Annotated in this window: 16 protein-coding genes, 2 tRNA genes and 1 riboswitch; of the genes, 13 read left to right on the top strand and 5 right to left on the bottom strand. The window is 69.8% G+C overall.

The genetic code is table 11. The features are described from left to right. The first annotated feature begins 95 nt into the window (after positions 1-95). The 7 genes from ACFWW9_RS23655 to ACFWW9_RS23625 all read left to right on the top strand — a co-directional run bounded on the left by ACFWW9_RS23655 (position 96) and on the right by ACFWW9_RS23625 (position 8276). On the top strand, positions 96-1733 hold the full coding sequence (locus ACFWW9_RS23655; protein WP_390381748.1) for a discoidin domain-containing protein: 1638 nt from the start codon (positions 96-98) through the stop codon (positions 1731-1733). Positions 1734-1835: 102 nt separating this feature from the next. After that, positions 1836-1908: riboswitch (cobalamin riboswitch) on the top strand. A 99-nt stretch (positions 1909-2007) separates the two neighbouring features. After that, complete coding sequence (locus ACFWW9_RS23650) at positions 2008-3039, top strand: FecCD family ABC transporter permease (RefSeq protein WP_390381745.1); 1032 nt, start codon at positions 2008-2010, stop codon at positions 3037-3039. Continuing rightward, on the top strand, positions 3039-3803 hold the full coding sequence (locus tag ACFWW9_RS23645) for an ABC transporter ATP-binding protein (RefSeq protein WP_390381742.1): 765 nt from the start codon (positions 3039-3041) through the stop codon (positions 3801-3803). Before ACFWW9_RS23650 ends, ACFWW9_RS23645 begins: the two co-directional genes overlap by 1 nt. Beyond that, positions 3800-4777 (top strand): ABC transporter substrate-binding protein, encoded by a 978-nt coding sequence (locus ACFWW9_RS23640; RefSeq protein ID WP_390381739.1) that lies wholly within the window; start codon positions 3800-3802, stop codon positions 4775-4777. The genes ACFWW9_RS23645 and ACFWW9_RS23640 overlap by 4 nt, the downstream gene beginning before the upstream one ends. A gap of 290 nt (positions 4778-5067) precedes the next feature. Continuing rightward, positions 5068-6666 (top strand): citramalate synthase, encoded by a 1599-nt coding sequence (gene cimA, locus ACFWW9_RS23635; protein ID WP_390381736.1) that lies wholly within the window; start codon positions 5068-5070, stop codon positions 6664-6666. Between the two features lie 10 nt (positions 6667-6676). Continuing rightward, the gene (locus tag ACFWW9_RS23630) at positions 6677-7450 is read left to right on the top strand and encodes a fumarylacetoacetate hydrolase family protein (protein ID WP_390381733.1); all 774 of its coding nucleotides are present in this window, start codon (positions 6677-6679) and stop codon (positions 7448-7450) included. 166 nt (positions 7451-7616) lie between these two features. Next, positions 7617-8276 (top strand): LuxR C-terminal-related transcriptional regulator, encoded by a 660-nt coding sequence (locus tag ACFWW9_RS23625; RefSeq protein ID WP_390381730.1) that lies wholly within the window; start codon positions 7617-7619, stop codon positions 8274-8276. Here the strand turns inward: ACFWW9_RS23625 and ACFWW9_RS23620 are convergent, their stop codons facing one another. Beyond that, the gene (locus tag ACFWW9_RS23620) at positions 8277-9545 is read right to left on the bottom strand and encodes an FAD-dependent oxidoreductase (RefSeq protein WP_390381727.1); all 1269 of its coding nucleotides are present in this window, start codon (positions 9543-9545) and stop codon (positions 8277-8279) included. It lies immediately after the preceding gene. A gap of 456 nt (positions 9546-10001) precedes the next feature. On the opposite strand from ACFWW9_RS23620, the gene ACFWW9_RS23615 reads away from it, so the two are divergent. The 3 genes from ACFWW9_RS23615 (at position 10002) to ACFWW9_RS23605 (ending at position 11128) form a co-directional block, all read left to right on the top strand. Then, positions 10002-10739 (top strand): HAD family hydrolase, encoded by a 738-nt coding sequence (locus tag ACFWW9_RS23615; RefSeq protein WP_390381723.1) that lies wholly within the window; start codon positions 10002-10004, stop codon positions 10737-10739. A 144-nt stretch (positions 10740-10883) separates the two neighbouring features. After that, positions 10884-10955: transfer RNA gene (locus ACFWW9_RS23610), tRNA-Gln, on the top strand. 100 nt (positions 10956-11055) lie between these two features. Next, positions 11056-11128 (top strand) — tRNA-Glu (locus ACFWW9_RS23605). Between the two features lie 293 nt (positions 11129-11421). On the opposite strand, the gene ACFWW9_RS23600 is transcribed toward ACFWW9_RS23605, so the two are convergent. Further along, a complete protein-coding gene (locus tag ACFWW9_RS23600; protein WP_390381720.1) occupies positions 11422-12123 on the bottom strand; it encodes an IclR family transcriptional regulator in 702 nt (233 codons plus the stop codon). Between the two features lie 99 nt (positions 12124-12222). Here ACFWW9_RS23600 and leuC point away from each other — a divergent pair, with 99 nt between their 5' ends. The 3 genes from leuC to ACFWW9_RS23585 all read left to right on the top strand — a co-directional run bounded on the left by leuC (position 12223) and on the right by ACFWW9_RS23585 (position 15192). Then, positions 12223-13626, top strand: a complete 1404-nt coding sequence (leuC, locus tag ACFWW9_RS23595; protein WP_390381717.1) for a 3-isopropylmalate dehydratase large subunit — start codon at positions 12223-12225, stop codon at positions 13624-13626. A gap of 17 nt (positions 13627-13643) precedes the next feature. Continuing rightward, complete coding sequence (gene leuD / locus ACFWW9_RS23590; protein ID WP_390381714.1) at positions 13644-14246, top strand: 3-isopropylmalate dehydratase small subunit; 603 nt, start codon at positions 13644-13646, stop codon at positions 14244-14246. 217 nt (positions 14247-14463) lie between these two features. Further along, positions 14464-15192: an HU family DNA-binding protein gene (locus ACFWW9_RS23585; RefSeq protein ID WP_390381711.1), complete on the top strand. Its 729-nt coding sequence runs from the start codon at positions 14464-14466 to the stop codon at positions 15190-15192. 74 nt (positions 15193-15266) lie between these two features. Here ACFWW9_RS23585 and ACFWW9_RS23580 read toward each other — a convergent pair whose 3' ends face one another. The 3 genes from ACFWW9_RS23580 to ACFWW9_RS23570 form a co-directional block, all read right to left on the bottom strand. After that, positions 15267-15614, bottom strand: coding sequence for a hypothetical protein (locus ACFWW9_RS23580; RefSeq protein WP_390381708.1), 348 nt, complete (start codon positions 15612-15614; stop codon positions 15267-15269). A gap of 645 nt (positions 15615-16259) precedes the next feature. Continuing rightward, complete coding sequence (locus ACFWW9_RS23575; protein WP_390381705.1) at positions 16260-17198, bottom strand: NUDIX domain-containing protein; 939 nt, start codon at positions 17196-17198, stop codon at positions 16260-16262. 22 nt (positions 17199-17220) lie between these two features. Then, positions 17221-19488 (bottom strand): RNA degradosome polyphosphate kinase, encoded by a 2268-nt coding sequence (locus ACFWW9_RS23570; protein WP_390381702.1) that lies wholly within the window; start codon positions 19486-19488, stop codon positions 17221-17223. Positions 19489-19579: the final 91 nt, after the last annotated feature.

Here is a 19579-nt window from a genome sequence, read left to right as displayed (position 1 = left end):
AACCCCATCTTTGTCGAGACTTTGCGTGATTCTGCTCACTTCTTGCGTGATACTGGTCCGCGAGCACCCCTCCAACGAAGGAGATCGCGGTGGTTGTGTCACGCAGGACATTCCTCGGATCCGCCTTGGCGGCCACGGCCCTGGCGGGGGTGGTGCCCGCGCAAGCGCGGGCCGCCAGTCCGCCCGGCGACGTGGTCGGCAAGATCACCGTCGGCTACCAGGGGTGGTTCGCCGCCCCGAACGACGGGTCGCCGATCAACGCGTGGTGGCACTGGAGCAACAACTGGGGGCAGGCCCCGTCGCCCTCCAACACCGCGATCACCGCGTGGCCGGACATGCGCGACTACGCGCGCGGCTTCCCGACCGCCTACCGCAACCTCGGCAACGGCCAGCCCGCCACGCTGTTCTCCAGCTACGACCAGTCCACCGTGGACACCCACTTCCGGTGGATGCGCGAGAACAACTGCGACACCGCGGCGCTCCAGCGGTTCAACCCGTTCGGCGGCGAGGGCCCGACCCGTGACGGCATGGCGGCGAAGGTGCGCTCGGCGGCCGAGGCCAACGGCCGCAAGTTCTACATCATGTACGACGTCACCAACTGGACGAACATGCAGTCGGAGATCAAGACCGACTGGACCACCAAGATGTCCGCCCACGTCTCCTCGCCCGCCTACGCCCGGCAGAACGGCAAACCCGTCGTCTGCATCTGGGGTTTCGGCTTCAACGACCCCGGCCGCCCGTTCGCCCCGGCCGCGTGCCAGGACGTGATCACCTGGTTCAAGGCGCAGGGCTGCTACGTGATCGGCGGCGTGCCGACCCACTGGCGCACGGAGACCGAGGATTCCCGGACCGGGTTCGCCGGGGTGTACCGCTCGTTCGACATGCTCTCGCCGTGGATGGTGGGCCGGATCGGGAACGTCGCCGACACGGATCGCTTCTACACCAACGTGAACCAGCCCGACCAGGCCGAGTGCAACGCCCGCGGCATCGACTACCAGCCGTGCGTCCTGCCGGGCGACCTGCCCGCGCGGCACCGCGCGCACGGCGACTTCATGTGGCGGCAGTTCTACAACATGGTCCGCCTCGGCGCGCAGGGCATCTACATCTCCATGTTCGACGAGTACAACGAGGGCAACCAGATCGCCAAGACCGCCGAGACGCAGGCGTACGTGCCCGCCGGATCGGGGTTCCTGGCGCTGGACGAGGACGGCACGGCCTGCTCCGCGGACTACTACCTGCGCCTGACCGGCGACGGCGGCCGGATGCTGAAGGGCCAGATCGCGCTGACGCCCGTGCGGCCGACGCCACCGGTGCTGGGTGGCGGACCACCGCCGGTCGTGGACCTGGCGCGGGGCAAGCCGACGTCGCAGAGCAGTCAGACGCAGGGCTACGGCAGCGGCAACGCGGTCGACGGGAACACCGACACCTACTGGGAGAGCGCCAACAACGCGTTCCCGCAGTGGATCCAGGTCGACCTCGGCTCGGTGGCCGCGGCACGGCGGCTGGACCTGGCGCTGCCGGGGTTCTGGGGGTCGCGGACGCAGACGATCACCGTGCAGGGCAGCACCGACGGCGGGACGTTCACGACCCTGGTCCCCGCCGCCGGGTACGCGTTCGCACCCGGCACGAGCGTCACGCTGCCGGGCACGGGCGTGCGGTACCTGCGCCTGCTGTTCACCGCGAACACCGGCTGGCCCGCGGGCCAGCTGTCCGGGTTGCAGGTCTTCGCCTAGGGCGGTGACGCGGGTGGCCCCGAGCGGGCCGCCCGCGTGACCTGGCGCACGGCGGGTTGACACCCGAACACCCCAGCGCACAGCATCACTGCGCTGCCCGTGGGGGAAGTCCGGTCGAAATCCGGCGCTGACCCGCAACGGTAGGTCCACTCCCCGTGGACGAGCCCGATCACCCATCGGCGGCGTGCTGTGCTCCAGCTCCTGCCGTGGTTCGCGGGAACGGGGACCCCTCGCGGTCGCTCGCGCTCAGGCCACCTGTCCGAAGGGTGACCGCGTGGCCCGGACCGGTCCGCTCGTGGCGGCCCTCGTCGTCGTCCTGCTCGCCTCCGTCGTCGCCGGAGTGGCGCTGGGCCCGGTGAGCATCCCGTTCGGCCGGGTAGCCGGGTTCCTCCATGCCGCCGTGACCGGTGGCCGCGTCGAGGCCGTCGACGCGAGCCAGTACCGGATCGTGTGGGACATCCGCCTGCCACGTGTGCTGCTCGCCGCCGTCGTGGGCGCGGGGCTGAGCGTCGTCGGCGTGGCGATCCAGGCCATGGTGCGCAACGCGCTCGCCGACCCGTACGTGCTGGGCATCTCGTCCGGCGCGTCCGTGGGGGCGACGGCCGTGGCGACGCTGGGCCTGTTCGCGTCGCTCGGCGTCTACGCCCTGTCCGCCGCCGCGTTCCTGTCCGCGCTGGGCGCGACGGCGCTCGTGTACCTGGCCGCCCGGACCCGCGCCGGGCTCACGCCGTTGCGGCTGGTGCTGACCGGCACCGCGATGGCGTACGGCTTCCAGGCCGTGGCGCTGCTGCTGGTGTTCCAGGCCCCGCACGGCGAAGCGGCCCGCGCGGCGATGTTCTGGCTGCTGGGCAGCCTGGGCGGCGTCACGTGGGGGTCGCTGCCGGTCGCCGCCGCCGTGGTGGCGCTGGGGACCGCGTACCTGCTGGCGAACGGCAGGCGGCTCAACGGGTTGTCGATGGGCGACGAGACCGCGACGACGCTGGGGATCGACGTCGGGCGGATGCGGCGGACGCTGTTCGTCGTCACGGCCGGGATGACCGGCGTGCTGGTGGCCGTGAGCGGCGCGGTCGGGTTCGTCGGGCTGATGCTGCCGCACCTCGTGCGGATGGTGGTCGGGTCCGACCACCGCCGCGTCCTCGTGGTGGCGCCGCTGGCGGGCGCGAGCTTCCTGATCTGGGTCGACGTCGCCGCGCGGATGCTCGCCGCGCCGGAGGAGCTGCCGCTCGGCGTGATCACGGCCGCTCTGGGCGTGCCGTGCTTCGTGTTCCTGATGCGGCGGCGCGGCTACGTGTTCGGGGGCAACTGATGGAGCTGGAACTCGACGCCGTCTCGGTGGCCGGGATCGTGCACGACGTGTCCCTGTCGGCGGGCAGCGGCGAGGTCGTCGGGATCGTCGGGCCCAACGGCAGCGGGAAGTCGACGACCCTGCGGTGCGTGTACCGGGCGTTGAAGCCCAGCGGCGGCACGGTCCTGCTCGACGGGCGGGACCTGCTGTCCGTGCCGCTGCGGGAGAGCGCGCGGCGGATGGCCGCGTTGACGCAGGACAGCCACGTCGAGTTCGACTTCACGGTCGCCGAGGTCGTGGCGATGGGACGGCTGCCGCACAAGTCGGCGTTCGACCGGGACACCGCGCGGGACCGTGAGCTGGTCTCGTCCGCGCTGCGGCGGGTGGACGTCGTCCACCTGGCCGCGCGGAGCTTCCTGACCCTGTCCGGCGGAGAGCGGCAACGGGTGCTGATCGCGCGGGCGCTGGTGCAGGAGCCGGACGTGCTGGTGCTCGACGAGCCGACCAACCACCTCGACATCAAGCACCAGCTGGACGTGCTGGCGCTGGTGCGCGGGGTCGGCGTGACGGTGCTGACCGTGCTGCACGACCTCAACCTCGCGGCCGCGTACTGCGACCGCATCCACGTCCTGGACGGCGGGCGCGTGGTCGCGGGCGGGAAGCCGGCGGACGTGCTGACCCCGTCGCTGGTCCTCGCCGTGTTCGGCGTCCACGCCCACCTCGTCAACCACCCCACCAGCGGAGTGCCCCAACTCCTCTTCGAACACCCGGAGGTCCCGTCGTGAGACTGCTCGCCCTGTGCCTGGTCTTCAGCGTCGCCGCGTGCGGGGCGACCGTCGCGCAAGACCCGGCGGCGTCCTCGGGACCGGTGACGGTCAAGAACTGCGGGCAGGACGTGACGTTCGACCGGGTGCCGTCGAAGGTGGTCACGAACGACACCGGGATCGCGGAGATCATGTTCGCGCTGGGGCTGGCCGATCGGATGGCCGGGTACGTGATCGGGGACGGGCAGACGGCGGACGTCGCCTCGTCGCCGTTCAAGGCGGACTGGGACCGGGTGCCGAAGCTGGGGGAGAAGATCACCAAGGAGGTCGTGCAGGGGGCTGGGGCGGACCTCGTGTTCGCGGGGTGGAACTACGGGTTCTCGGAGAGCTCCGGGTTCACGCCGGAGGCGTTGAAGGGCCTGGGGATTCCGTCGTACCAGCTGACGGAGGCCTGCCGGAACGGGATCGGGAAGCAGCGGGGGATCATGCCGCCGTTGGACGCCCTGTACGAGGACCTGCGGAACCTGGGGAAGGTGTTCGGGGTGTCCGCGCGGGCCGAGGAGCTGATCTCGGGGTACCAGGAGCAGATCGCGGCCGCCGGGGCGCTGATGGAGGGGGAGCCCCGGCCGAAGGTGTTCCTGTACGACAGCGGGTTGGACCAGCCGTTCACCTCGGGGAAGAACGCCGCGCCGCAGGACATCATCGCGAAGGCGGGCGGGGCGAACATCTTCGGGGACCTCGACGACAGCTGGACCACCGTGGGGTGGGAGACGGTGGTCCAGGCGAACCCGGACGTGATCCTGATCAACGACTCCGCCGACGGGGACAACAACACGCCTGAGGAGAAGGAGAAGTTCTTGACGGGGTACGCGCCGTTGGCGGGGGTGCCCGCGGTGCGGGACCGGAAGTTCTTCGTGCTGCCGTACGCGGCGTTGGTGGAGAGCCCGCGGAACCCGGCGGCGATCGAGGCGTTCGCGAAGTTCCTGGCCGGGTGAGGGACGCGGGGCCGGTCGGTGGCCGGCCCCGCGTCGGGGTTGGTCGCCGACTCCGCGTGGGTTCACGCTCGGGGGTCACCCAGAATGTGGGAACTGCGGTCCGGTGCCTGGTCGTCTCGGCGGGACTGTGGCACCATCCTCGACGTGGCCTCGAACACCGTGATCATTATTGACGAGCGCGCCGGGTAGTGCTTCTCCAGCACCCGGTGCGCTGACCTCCTGCCTTTCGCGGGGGGTTTTTTTGTTTTTCGGACCCTGCCACCCCCACCACCTCTGGCCAGGAGAGAACCGTGAGCAGCCTCCCGCTCGGCGACACCTTCCACGTCTTCGACACCACGCTCCGGGATGGTGCGCAGCGGGAGGGGATCACCTACTCCGTCACGGACAAGCTCGCCGTGGCGCGGTTGTTGGACTCGTTGGGCGTCGGGTTCATCGAGGGCGGGTGGCCAGGGGCCATGCCGAAGGACACGGAGTTCTTCGCGCGGGCCGCTGACGGGGAACTGGAGCTGCGGCACGCGAAGCTCGTGGCGTTCGGGGCCACGCGCAAGCCCGGCGTCGACGTCGCGGAGGATCCGCAGGTCCAGGCGTTGTTGGCGGCGCGGACCGACGTGGTGACGTTGGTGGCGAAGTCCGATCGGCGGCACGTCGAGCTGGCGTTGCGGACCGACGTCGGGGAGAACCGGGCGATGGTGCGGGACACCGTGCGCTACCTGGTCGACCACGGCAAGCGGGTGTTCGTGGACGCCGAGCACTTCTTCGACGGGTACGCCTACGACCCGGAGTGCGCGCTGTCGGTCCTGGAGTCCGCTGTGGACGGTGGGGCCGATGTCGTCGTGCTGTGCGACACCAACGGCGGCCAGCTGCCCCTCGGGCTGGCGGAGACCGTTGAACAGGTGATCTCCCGCACGGGCTTCCGTGTGGGCATCCACTGCCAGGACGACACGTCCTGCGCGGTGGCGAACACCGTCGCGGCTGTGCAGGCTGGGGCGACCCACGTCCAGTGCACCGCGAACGGGTACGGCGAACGGGCGGGCAACGCCGACCTGTTCGCCGTCGTCGGGAACCTCGTGACCAAGCTCGGCCTTCCGGTGCTACCCGCCGAATCGCTGGCCGAGCTCACCCGTGTCTCCCATGCTCTTGCGGAGATCGCGAACATCGCCCCCTACACCCACCAGGCTTATGTAGGGGCGTCGGCTTTCGCTCACAAGGCGGGACTGCACGCGAGCGCGATCAAGGTGGATCCGGAGCTGTACAACCACATCGATCCGGACACCGTCGGCAACGGCATGCGGGTACTGGTCACCGAGATGGCGGGCCGGGCGAGTCTCGAGCTCAAGGGACGTGAGTTCGGCATCGACCTGGCCCGTCGGCCCGACGCGGTCACGAACGCGGTGCGCAAGGTGAAGGAGCTGGAGGCGCAGGGGTGGTCGTTCGAGGCGGCCGACGCCTCGCTGGAACTGCTGCTGCGGCGGGAGCTGTCCGAATTGGACGAATCGCCGTTCACGCTGGAGTCCTACCGGGTCGTGCTGGACCGGCGGCCGGACGGGGAGATCGTGTCCGAGGCCACGGTCAAGGTGCACGTGGCCGGTGAGCGGGTCATCGAGACCGCCGAGGGCAACGGGCCGGTGCACGCGCTGGACGCGGCGCTGCGCAAGGCGTTGCTGCCGCACCTGTCCTGGTTGGACAGTGTGGAGCTGTCCGACTACAAGGTGCGCATCCTGGCCGAGGATCCCGGCACGGACGCCGTCACGCGGGTGCTCGTGGAGTCCACGGACGGCGAGCGCGAGTGGACGACGGTCGGGGTGCACGGCAACATCGTGGAGGCGAGCTGGCTGGCGCTCTGCGACGCTCTGGTGCACAAGGCGATGCGGGTCCGCGCGCTGGTTTAGGCTGGACGCCGTGCGCATCGCCCGAATCGCCCAGCCAGACGGACTCGCCTTCGCCAAGATCGAGGGCGAGGGCGACGACCTGACGGCCGTCGAGATCAAGGACGAGCCCTTCGGCGGCACGCCGACCTTCACGGGTCGGCGCTGGCCGCTGGCGGACGTCCGGCTGCTCGCCCCGTTCCTCCCGCCCAAGATCATCGGCGTCGGGCGGAACTACGCCGACCACGTCGCCGAGCTGGGCAACGACATCCCCGAGAACCCGTTGATCTTCTTCAAGCCGAACACCTCGATCATCGGCCCGAACGCCGAGATCAAGCTGCCCGCGATCTCCGAGCGCGTCGACTACGAGGGCGAGCTGGCCGTCGTCATCGGCATCGGCGGGCGGGACATCCCGGCCGAGCGGGTCCGGCAGTCGATCCTCGGCTACACGATCGCGAACGACGTGACCGCGCGCGACCTCCAGAAGGCCGACGTGCAGTTCACCCGCGCCAAGGGGTTCGACACGTTCTGCCCGCTCGGCCCGTGGGTCGAGACGGAGTTCGACCCGACCGACGTGGCCATCCGCACCGAGTTGGACGGCGTGGTCGTGCAGGAGGGCCGGACGTCGCAGTTCATCTTCGACATCGGCGAGACGATCGAGTTCATCAGCTCGATCATGACGCTCCGGCCGCTCGACGTCATCCTCACCGGGACGCCCGCGGGCGTCGGCCCGATGAAGGCGGGCCAGTCGGTGTCCGTGACGGTCGAGGGCCTCGGCACGCTGACCAACCCCGTCTCCAACCGGTAGACCGCTCAACTGGCAAAAGTTCCTCCGCAAAGGTTTGCGCCGACCAGCACGGACACCTTCCCGCTGGGCTGGTCGGCCCAACCTCGCGGTCGCAGGTACCGCACCGGCGTACTCGCGGGTAACTTCCCGTGTTCATCAGGCCGTGGAGCCTGGTGGAGGTGGCCAAGTGCTCGACGTCGAGTGCCCCCGCGTGCTGCTGGTCGACGCCTCGCAGCTCATCACCGAGGGGCTGCGGATCTCGCTCAACCGCACGCAGTCCTTCCGCGTGGTGGGCATCGCCCACAGCGCGGCGGACGCCCAGCGGTGCCTGCGGGACCTGCTGGTGGACATCGTCGTGACCGACGTCGACGTCCCCGGCGCGGGACCGCTGCGCACGGTCCACGACGCCGTCAACCACCGCCCGCGCGCCCGCGTGGTCGTCCTGTCCAACCGGGACAGCCGCCACTGGGCCACGGCCGCGCTGGACGCGGGCGCGTCCGCCTACCTGCTCAAGACCTCGCCGTTGAGCGAACTGCTGCCGGTGATGCTCGCCGTCGCCCACGGCGCCACCGCCACCGTCGACGTCCACCTCGGCGAACTGGCCCGCCTGCCGTCCCGGCTGCCGCCGCCGTCCGCGCTGAACCGGCTGAGCGCCAGGGAGTTCGACGTCCTCGCCGAGGTGGCGAAGGGCCTGGACAACCAGCGCATCGCCCAACGGCTGTTCATCAGCACCGACACGGTGAAGTCGCACGTCCGCGCGATCCTCCGCAAGCTCGGCGCCCGCGACCGCGCCCACGCGGTGGCGATGGTGCTCAACGAGTCGGGCGCGGTCGAGCCGGGGGCGTAGTCACTTGGCGCTCGGGTCCGCCTTGGTGCGCTCGATCGTGGCGGGCTCGCGCCGGGCGAACGCGGGCGCGTGCTCGGGGCGCAGCCCGATGGCGACCATGTACGCCGGAATCCCCTGGAGCAGCGGGAACCGCTGGAGCAGCGCGATCGGCTTGGGCGTCCCCGTGCCGCCGACGTCGACCTTCCCGTCGAGCGTGCGCCGCAGCAGGGCGTTCTGGATCAGCCGCTGCGCGCCCTGCGTGACGGCCGTCGGCAGCCAGCGCCTGCGCCGCACCTTCGCGAGCACCGACGGCGTGACCCGGCCGCGCCGCAACGGGGCCGCGAGGATCGTCGCCGCGGCGACCGCGTCCTGCACCGCGAGGTTGATGCCGACGCCGCCGATGGGCGACATCGCGTGCGCCGCGTCACCGACGCACAGCACACCGTCGGCGTGCCAGCGGGTCAGCCGGTCCAGCTTCACGTCCAGCAGCTTCACGTCGTCGAGCGACTCGACCGCGTCCATCCGGTCGGCGAGCAGCGGCACGAGCGCGATCATGCGCTCGCGGAACGCCTCCACGCCCTGCTCGCGCAGCATCCCGTCCGTGCCCTTGCGGATCAGGAAGGCGATCTGGAAGTAGTCGCCGCGGTCGAGCAGGACCAGGCCGCTGCTCTTGCCGAACCGGGCGAGCCCGCCGTTCGGGTCGTCCTCCCGGCGCGGCACGCGGAACCACCACACGTCCATCGGCGTGCCGAACGACCGCACCGGCAGCCGCGCTTCCGAGCGCACGGTCGAGGAGCGGCCGTCCGCGGCCACGACCAGGTCCGCGGCGATCTCGCCCTCGACGCCGTCGGCCGTGCGGTAGCGGACGCCGGTGACCTTCGCGCCCTCCTTGACCAGCCCGGTGACGGCGGTGTTCATCCGCAGCGAGAACGTCGGTTCGAGCTTGCCCGCGTCGGCCAGCAGGTCCAGGAAGTCCCACTGCGGCACGAACGCGATGTGCTTGTGCCTGCCGGGCAGCCTGCTGAGGTCCGCCACGGTCGCGGGCCCGCTGTTGAGCAGCACCCGCATCCGGTCGATCAGCTGGTGGGGGACCTCGGCGAACGCTGGCCCCAGCCCCAGTTCGTCCAGCAGCGTCAACGTGGACGCGTGGACCGTGTCGCCGCGGAAGTCCCGCAGGAAGTCGTTGTGCTTCTCCAGCACGGTGACCTCCACCCCGGCCCTGGCGAGCAGCAGGCCCAGCACCATCCCGGCCGGTCCGCCTCCGACGACGACGCACGTGCTCCGTTCCATGACCCCTCATTTCAACGGTAGTTGAATAAGGGTAGCGTCCTCCTCCGGTGCTCGCGCGGTCAAGGGGAAATCGCGGATGCCACACGGGTGGACGGCACCGCGGGACCAGTGGTCCACGCCCTCGCCCCACTGGTCCACGCGAGACACGCGCGGCTGTCCGAATGTTCCGACATGGTGCGTTTCCTTTTCGTGACAGAGGAAGTCGAGCGGGCGCGCCGAAGGTGTCCCAAGTGGACGGTTCGAGGCCCGTGCCGATCACGGCGCGGGGGCGGGCGTCACCGACCGGACGGTCCACCCGTGCGGTCAGGATCGCTCGATCGGCCGATTGCCTCGTGCGCTCGGGGCATCCGGACTGGTGCGTTCGGTGGGTCAAGCGGTGCTTGACCGTGCAAGAGTCCCCAGATATCACCTCCTTAGCCGAATCGGCCGAGGGGTGATCGCACCTAGCCTCACGGGGTGACAACTGCTTCCCCGACTTTCACGCTCAAGAGAACCGGCGAAATCCGCGCAATCTCGCTCGACGTCGACGACACGCTCGTCGACTACAGCACCTCGTCGCGAGCCGCCTTGGCCTCGATGGTGGGTAACGCCGACGCGTGGTTGTTGTGGCAGCGGGTCACCGACGACCACTGCGCGAGACTCTTAGCAGGGGAACTCCAGTACGAGACGATGCGGAACATCCGGACCCGCGCGTTCTTCGCCGCCCTCGGTGAAGAGCTCGACGAAGCGGAGGCCACACGGCGGGAGATGCGCCGCCAAGAGGTCCTGGCCGACGGCTGGAGCCTGTTCCCGGACGTCGTCCCGTGCCTGGAGTGGCTGCGCGCCACCGGACTGCCCATCGCCGCCGTGAGCAACGCCTCCGGCCGCCACCAGCGCGTCAAGATCGCCGCGCTCGGCCTGGCCGAGTACTTCGACACCGTGCTCATCGCGGGCGAGGTCGGCGCGGCCAAACCCGACCGCATGATCTTCGACACGGCCTGCTCCGACCTCGGCGTCCCGCTCACCGAAACGGTCCACGTGGGCGACCGGCTCCACGCCGACGCCATCGGCGCGCGCGACGCCGGGATGCGCGGGGTCTGGCTCAACCGCCAAGGACCCCGCGAAGGCGCGATGCCCGCGGGCATCAGCACCATCAGCAGCCTCGCCGAGCTCCCCGAACTGCTCGTCTGCGAACTCTCCACCGCGCACGCCTGAACACCCGCTGCACCGGCCCCCACCTCGCCCGATGGGTTGAGGTGGGGGCCGATTTCACTTCTGCGGGCACCGTGGTCTAGTATTCATCTCGTTGGAACGAGCGGCCCTCAGCGCGAAGAGCGGGAGAGCCGATCAGGAAAACATTGGGGTATGGTGTAATTGGCAGCACGGCTGATTCTGGTTCAGTCAGTCTAGGTTCGAGTCCTGGTACCCCAGCTGCGGAGCAGAAATCAGAGTCTGATACGCTACTCCAGCAACAAGCTAGATCGAAAGATCGGCGAATAGCAGGACCAAGCAGTACAAAAGAATCACCTAGGGCCCCGTCGTCTAGCGGCCTAGGACGCCGCCCTCTCAAGGCGGTAGCGTGGGTTCGAATCCCATCGGGGCTACAGAGCTGGGAGAGCCATGCGCCTTTGACAAGGCGCATGGCTCTTTCGCATTTCACACTGGGGCTCTCGCCCCAGACCCCAAGGCAGGGAGGGCTTCGCCCCCCTGCACCCCCCAGGTGTGTGCTGGTGAGGGGTCATGTTGAGGGCGTGGTGCCCACCATGCGGACCTGGGGGCTCGACTTCGTCATCGAGTGGGTGTGGGTGCGGAAATAGGCGTGTGAAAGGGCAAAGGCCGTGAGTGGTGAGGCTCACGGCCTTTGTGTTGTTGCTGTCTTGGTGCTGGGTGTGTCGTGTTAGAGGCGGGATTGTAGGGCTTCTGCTGCTGCTAGCAGGTCGGCTGCCCATCTTGCGCCTGGGCGTCTGCCCATGCGGTCTATTGGGCCGCTAACGGAGATTGCGGCTACTACTGCGCCCGCGCTGTCCCTTACTGGGGCGCTGACGCTGGCTACGCCTGGTTCGCGTTCGGCGACGCTTTGGGCCCAGCCTCGTCTGCGGACTTCCAGGAGGGTGCGTTCGCCGTATACGGCGTCTGCGAGCACTGATCTTTGGGTGCCGGGGTCGGACCAGGCTGCTAGGACCTTGGCGCCGGAGCCCGCGGTCATGGGGAGTCTGGCACCTATGGGGACGGTGTCCCGGAGGCCGCTGGGGGGTTCGGCGGCTGAGACGCAGATGCGCTGCATGCCGTCGCGGCGGTAGAGCTGGACGCTTTCGCCGGTTATGTCGCGGAGGCGGGGCAGCACGGAGGCCGCCGCGTCGAGCAGGGGGTCCGTAGCGCCGCCCGCCAGTTCTGCCAGTGCCGCGCCTGGACGCCAGCGGCCGTCGGAACCCCGTCGGAGGAGGCGGTGGACCTCCAGGCCTACTGCCAGGCGGTGCGCGGTCGCCCTGGGCAAGCCTGTTCGGTTGCAGAGTTCTGCCAGTCCACACGGATCCTTCGCGACGGCGTTCAACACGGCCACAGCCTTGTCCAGCACGCCGATCCCGCTATGCTGTCCCACAGCGCGATACTAACTTCCCGGTATCTGGGAAGTCCAGAAGTTATCGGGAGCCCCCGCTCGTGAGAGAGCTCCCAGCCACGAACCGATGGGGATGAAGCGATGGGCCGCACACTCGCGGAGAAGGTGTGGGAGGCGCACGTCGTGCGCCATGGCGACGGCGCCGAGCCGGACCTCCTCTACATCGACCTCCACCTGCTGCACGAAGTGACGAGTCCGCAGGCGTTCGACGGGCTGCGGCTCGCGGGACGCGGGCTCCGGCGCGTGGACCTCACGATCGCGACCGAGGACCACAACGTCCCGACGGTCGACATCGACCAGCCGATCGCGGACCTCGTGTCCCGGACGCAGGTCGACACGCTGCGCGCCAACTGCAAGGAGTTCGGCGTCCGCCTGCACCCCATGGGTGACGCGGAGCAGGGCATCGTGCACGTGGTGGGGCCGCAGCTCGGGCTCACGCAGCCCGGCATGACGGTGGTGTGCGGCGACAGCCACACGTCCACGCACGGCGCGTTCGGCGCGCTCGCGTTCGGCATCGGCACGTCCGAGGTCGAGCACGTGATGGCGACGCAGACGTTGCCGTTGAGGCCGTTCAAGACCATGGCGATCACGGTCGACGGCGAGCTGCGCGACGGCGTCACGGCGAAGGACGTCATCCTCGCGGTCATCGCGAACATCGGCACCGGCGGCGGCCAGGGCTACGTCCTGGAGTACCGCGGCAAGGCCATCGAGGCGCTGTCGATGGAAGCCCGGATGACGGTGTGCAACATGTCCATCGAGGCTGGTGCGCGGGCCGGGATGATCGCGCCGGACGAGGTGACGTTCGAGTACCTGAAGGGGCGGCCGCACGCTTCCGTTGGGGCCGAATGGGATGCGGCCGTCGAGTACTGGAAGACCCTGCGCACGGACGACGACGCGGTCTTCGACGCCGAGGTCCACATCGACGCGAGCGCGCTGACCCCCTTCGTGACGTGGGGGACGAATCCCGGACAGGGGCTGCCGTTGAGCGCCTCCGTGCCGGACCCGGAGGCGATCGGCGACGACAACGAGCGGGTCGCGGCCGAGAAGGCGCTGACCTACATGGGCCTCACGCCGGGCACGCCGCTGCGCGAGATCAGCGTCGACACGGTGTTCCTCGGCTCGTGCACGAACGGCCGCATCGAGGACCTGCGGGCGGCCGCGGCCGTGCTGCGCGGGCACCGGGTGGCGGACAGCGTGCGGATGCTCGTGGTGCCCGGCTCGATGCGCGTGCGGGCCCAGGCGGAATCCGAAGGGCTGCACGAGATCTTCCTCGCGGCGGGCGCGGAGTGGCGGCAGGCGGGCTGTTCCATGTGCCTCGGCATGAACCCGGACCAGCTCAAGCCCGGTGAGCGCAGCGCCTCCACCTCCAACCGCAACTTCGAGGGCAGGCAGGGCAAGGGCGGGCGGACCCACCTCGTCTCGCCGCTGGTGGCGGCCGCCACGGCCGTGCGCGGCACCCTCTCCTCACCCGACGACCTGGCCTGAGAAGGGAATCCGAGACCATGGACGCGTTCACCAAGCACACGGGCGTCGGCGTGCCGCTGCGCAGGTCCAACGTGGACACCGACCAGATCATCCCCGCCGTCTACCTGAAGCGGGTCACCCGCACCGGGTTCGAGGACGGCTTGTTCGCCGCCTGGCGCAACGACGAGCACTTCATCCTCAACTCCGAGCCCTTCAAGTCCGGCTCCGTCTTGGTCGCGGGCCCCGACTTCGGCACCGGGTCCTCCCGTGAACACGCCGTCTGGGCGCTCATGGACTACGGCTTCCGGGTGGTGATCTCCTCCCGCTTCGCCGACATCTTCCGCGGCAACTCGGGCAAGCAGGGGCTCGTGGCCGCCGAGGTCGAGCAGTCGGACGTCGAACTGCTGTGGAAGCTGCTGGAGACCGAGCCCGGCACCGAGGTCACCGTCGACCTGGTGGAGAAGACAGTCCGCGCAAAGGACTTCACCGCGGCCTTCCGGATCGACGACTACACCCGCTGGCGGCTGCTCGAGGGATTGGACGACATCGCCCTGACCTTGCGCCACGCCGATCTGATCGACGAGTTCGAGTCCCGCCGCCAAGGTTGGCTGCCCACCACGGATCCGCTTCCGACGAGCTGAGAGCGGGCCTCGGAGTCGCCACACACGTGGGGGGATCAGAGGCTCCCGGCCCCTCCCAAAGTGCCCCAGGAGGGGGTTTCTGTCCCTCGACAGAGCGCAATTGCCCACGCCACAACGAAAAATATGGCGTGGCGATTGGTATTTCCCTTCATATGGGCTTACCGTGGCCATCAGTCGGCCCGACTAAGGGCCGTAAGCGTCCTGGGAGGGACTGACGGTGAACAAGGCCCAGCTCATCGAGGCGCTGTCCGAGCGTCTTGGCGACAAGAAGAACGCCGCTGCTGCAGTGGACGGGCTCGTCGACGTGATCGTTCGCAGCGTCCACAAGGGCGAGAAGGTGAACATCACCGGGTTCGGCGTGTTCGAGAAGCGCGCCCGTGCGGCTCGCACCGCTCGCAACCCGCGCACCGGCGAGACCGTCAAGGTCAAGAAGACCAACGTGCCCGCGTTCCGCGCGGGTTCGACGTTCAAGGACGTCGTGAGCGGTGCCAAGAAGCTGCCGCGCGTTGCCGCCGCCGCGAAGGCCCCGGCCGCTGCCGCGACGACGACCACGCGCGCGGCCGCCGCCGCGAAGCCCGCCGCCGCCACCAAGGCGCCGGCGACCCGCAGCACCACGGCCCGCACGACGACGACCCGTACGGCGCGCACCACCACCGCCCGCACGGCCGCCGCGGCGACCAAGGCTCCGGCCACCCGCAAGACCACCACGGCCGCGGCTGCCAAGCCCGCCGCCGTGAAGGCTCCTGCGGCCGCGAAGGCCCCCGCCAAGACGGCCGCCGCCAAGGCGCCCGCCAAGGCCACGGCCGCCGCGAAGGCCCCCGCCGCCGCCAAGAAGGCCCCCGCGGCCAAGGCGACGACGGCAGCGGCCAAGGCCCCCGCCGCCACCACCAAGGCAGCGGCGAAGCCCGCCGCCGCCAAGAAGGCCCCGGCGGCCAAGAAGAAGTAGCACCACCTCCCCGCAAGGGGAGCAGCACCAACGCCCAGGGCCCGATGCGGACGCGCATCGGGCCCTGGCGTTTGTCATCGGTACGTGGCAACGAGCCTGATCAGACCCACAATGGCCGCGTTGAAGGACTCCAGCTCCTCAGCGGGAATCCAGTACTCCCGCAACTCCCGCCCCCCAGCGGTTTGCGGCTCGTACCGGTCCAGGAACTCGTTCGACACCTCGAACTCGGTGACGTGCCCAACCCCTTTGTCGGCCACATTCCACTCCCGCGCGATCCGCGTCGCATAGGCCTCGCTCAACACGGGGTAGAAGATGGGCTGCTCGGGCAATCGCGCCGGCCAAGCCCTCCACCCCGAAGCAACGACCAGATCCAGTTCCGCTTGACCGGTCGGTCTCCACAGGGTCGTCGTCACACGGTTCATCCCGAAATCGTCCCCCGACCACCACACCCAGGTCGACCCAATACTCCGCACCGACTCCGCAATAACGGGGACAGCCCATTCACCAACGAACGAACGATCTATGTGACGACCACCACGACCCCAGAGCCCCAAGACGGCCCACAACAGCCCCGGCGCAGGCTTGGTGGCCCCAAAGGACCCGTGAGACCGCTGGGTGGCCCACAGCGGACCTGAGCCAGCCTGGTGACCACCACGGGTCCGGCACAACCAACTGGCGACCACCACGGGTCCGGCACAACCAACTGGCGACCACCACGGGACCGGCGCAACCGACTGGCGACCACCACGGGACCGGCGCAACCAACTGGCGACCACCACGGGACCGGCAGTGCCATCTGTTGACCTGCTACGGAACGGGACAGGCCGCACGCAGCCGTGGCCGATTTTACTTGGGGATTTTGGCCTTAAAATTGGAGATCGGGCAGGCCTTCGGGCACTGCCTTTTGGCCCGATCAAGGTCAAAATGAGGGGGCCCCAAGTCAAATCGGCCACCCCACGACGCAAATCGCCCGGTGACCACGACGCCCCCGGCAGCCACCTGACCAGCCACAACGGGAGCCGCAGCCACGCCAAGGCCGAGCGGGCTTGTCCGGCCAGCCCAACCCCTCAAGGCCGAGGCGCAGGCAACGCCGTAGGCAGGTAGTGCGCGCTCACCAGCCGTGGCCACCCCGCTGGCGAGTCCGATGTGGACCAGCCTTCCTCCGGCCGGGTGAACGCCAGCACCCACAGGCTGCCTTTCTTGCACGGCACGTCCCCCAGCCGCAGCCCGCCGATGTCCGCCAGCTTCGACACCAGGTCGGGGATCACCCCGCCCTGCGACGACACCACCGGCACTCCATCGGCCGCCGTGATGTCCAGGAACCGCACCAGGCCCGCGTCCGGGTCCGGCCAGTACCCCTCTTCGGACAGCCGGGGTTCGCGCGGCACCGACGACTGGAGGTCGTCCGCCACCCCCTGCACCGTCTGCACGCACCGCACTCGCGGGGCCGCGTGCACGTGTGTCGGACCGAACAGCGGGAGCAGGGACCGCAGCGCCTCCGCCTGCCGCCATCCCGCCGAGCTCAACGGTCGCAGGTCGTCGTCGCCTGGCCAGTTCTCCCTCTTCCCGGCCTTGGCGTGCCGCACCAGCAGCACCGTCTTCAGGTCCGCAGGCACGAGGGCGAACGCCGCCAGCACCTCCCGGTCCAACGACCGCGTCACCAGGGCGGCGGCTTCGTCGACCGGCAGCCAGCGCAGCTCGTCCGACTCGTCGTTGGGCACGAAACCGCCCCACAACGCGCGTGCGCTGAAGTAGTCCACGACCTTCGGCCGACCGAACGCCGTGTAGTGCACGGTCGACACGTGCCGCCCGAGTACGGCGTGGAAGCCGGTCTCCTCGCGCACCTCGCGGACCGCCGCGGCGGGCACGGTCTCGCCCGCGTCGAGCTTGCCCTTGGGGAGGGACCAGTCGTCGTAGCGCGGGCGGTGGACGACGGCGACCTCGACGGTCCCGTCGTCGTCGCGCCACAGCACCGCACCGGCCGCCCGAATGGTGTCGGTCGACAACTCGCGTCTCCTTAGGAAGTGCTCAACCCTGCGCTCGGTGTCGGCGCAGCATCTCGGCCTGGTGGTCGCGCACCACCGTGCCGTCGGAAGGGGAGGCGTCCCACTCGCCGTCCGACCGCAGCACCCAGCAGCGGGTGGCCGGTTCCAGCGCCGAGTCGAACATGTCGTCGAGCTGGGCGGTGAGCTTCGGGCCCGTGACGCGCAACTGCACCTCGACCCTGCGGTCCAGGTTGCGGTGCATCATGTCAGCGCTGCCGATCCAGTGCTCGTCGGCCCCGACGAAGTGGAACACCCGCGAGTGCTCCAGGAACCGGCCCAGGATCGACCGGACGTGGATGTTGTCGCTCAGGCCGCGGATGCCGGGTTTGAGGGCGCACACGCCGCGCACGACGATGTCGACCCGCACCCCCGCCTGCGAAGCGCGGTAGAGGGAGTCGATGACCTCCTCGTCCACGAGCGAGTTCACCTTGATCCGCACCCCGGCCGGGTGACCGGCGCGGGCCAGGTCGATCTCGTGCTGGATGCGCTCCACGATGCCGCGCCGCACGCCGTAGGGCGCGACCAGGATGCTGCGGTAGCTGTCCTGCCGCGCGTACCCGGTGAGCACGTTGAAGAGGTCGGTGAGGTCCGCGCCGACGGACGGGTCGGCGGTCAGGATGCCGACGTCCTCGTACAGCCGCGCGGTCTTCGGGTTGTAGTTGCCCGTGCCGATGTGGCAGTACCGGCGGATCGTCGAACCCTCCTGGCGCACGACGAGCGCGGTCTTGCAGTGCGTCTTCAGGCCGACGAGCCCGTACACGACGTGCACGCCCGCCTTCTCCAGCTGCCGCGCCCACTTGATGTTCGCCTGCTCGTCGAACCGCGCCTTGATCTCCACCAGCGCCACGACCTGCTTGCCCGCCTCGGCCGCGTCGACCAGCGCGTCGACGATCGGCGAGTCGCCGGAGGTCCGGTACAGCGTCTGCTTGATCGCCAGCACGTGCGGGTCGGCGGCGGCCTGCTCGATGAACCGCTGCACGCTCGTGGAGAACGAGTCGTACGGGTGGTGCACCATCACGTCGCCCTCGCGCAGCGTCGCGAACACGCTCTTGGGCGTCTCGCGCTCGCCGAACGCCGGGTGCGTCGCGGGCACGAACGGCGGGTCCTTGAGCGCCTTGCGGTCCAGGCTGTACAGCTGGAACAGGCACGACAGGTCCAGCAGACCCGGCACCTGCACCACGTCGTCCGGATCCACCTCCATCTCGCGCAGCAGCAGTTCCAGCATGTGCTCGGTCATGTCGTCCGCGACTTCCAGCCGCACAGGCGGCCCGAACCGGCGGCGGGCCAGTTCGCGCTCCAACGCCTGGAGCAGGTCCTCGTCGCGGTCCTCCTCCACGTCGAGGTCCGCGTTGCGGGTGACCCGGAACGCGTGGCACTCGATGACCTCCATGCCCGCGAACAGCTCGCCCAGGTGCGCGGCGATGAGCTGCTCCAGCGGCAGGAACGTGGCGGAACTGCTGGCGCGGTCGGCTTCCACGCGCACCAGGCGCGGCACGTTGTCCGGCACCTTCACGCGGGCGAACCGCTCGGTCCCGCCCTCCGGGTCCCGCACCGTGACGGCGAGGTTCAGCGACAGCCCCGAGATGTACGGGAACGGGTGCGCCGGGTCGACCGCGAGCGGCGTCAGCACCGGGAACACCTGCTCGCTGAAGTAGTTCGACAGCCGCAGCCGGTCGAAGTCCGTCAGCTCGCCCCAGGTCACCAGGCTGATGCCGTGGCGGTCCAAGCCGGGGCCGACGTGGTCGAGGAACGCCCGCGCGTGCTGCTCCACGAGTTCCTGCGTGCGCTTGAAGATGTTCGCGAGCTGCTCGCGGGGCGTCAGGCCGTCCGCGCTGCGCACCGACAGGCCGGTCTCGTCGCGGCGCTTCAGGCCCGCGACGCGGACCATGTAGAACTCGTCCAGGTTCGACGCGAAGATCGCCAGGAACTTCGCCCGTTCGAGCAGCGGCTGCGACGAGTCCTCGGCCAGCGCCAGCACCCGCGCGTTGAAGTCCAACCAGGACAGTTCGCGGTTGAAGTAGCGGTCGTCCGGCAGGTCCGCGGTCGGCAGCGCGTCGGCCGTCACGGCGGGCGGCGACGACGGGACCGAGCGGGCACCGGTCGTGACAGCGGGTTGCGACTCGACGACCGGTTCGGGAGCGCGCCCACGACGGGTCGCCGGTCGTGGCTTGCGCCGCGGGGTGCTCGCGGACCGGGTGGTCCGGGTCCTTCGCTTCGGCGTGGCCCTGTCGTCGCTGTCGTCCGTGGTCACACCTGCATTGTGCCGTGCGAACGGCGTTGCCGCGCCCATCCGCGACGACGACGCGGTGAACTCCCGGTCACACCCGGCGTGGAATTAGGCC

This window comes from Umezawaea sp. NPDC059074 (assembly GCF_042738955.1).
Classification (GTDB): Bacteria; Actinomycetota; Actinomycetes; order Mycobacteriales; family Pseudonocardiaceae; genus Umezawaea.
The sequence above is the reverse complement of the archived record's forward strand: the minus strand, read 5'-3'. Positions and strand labels throughout refer to the sequence as shown.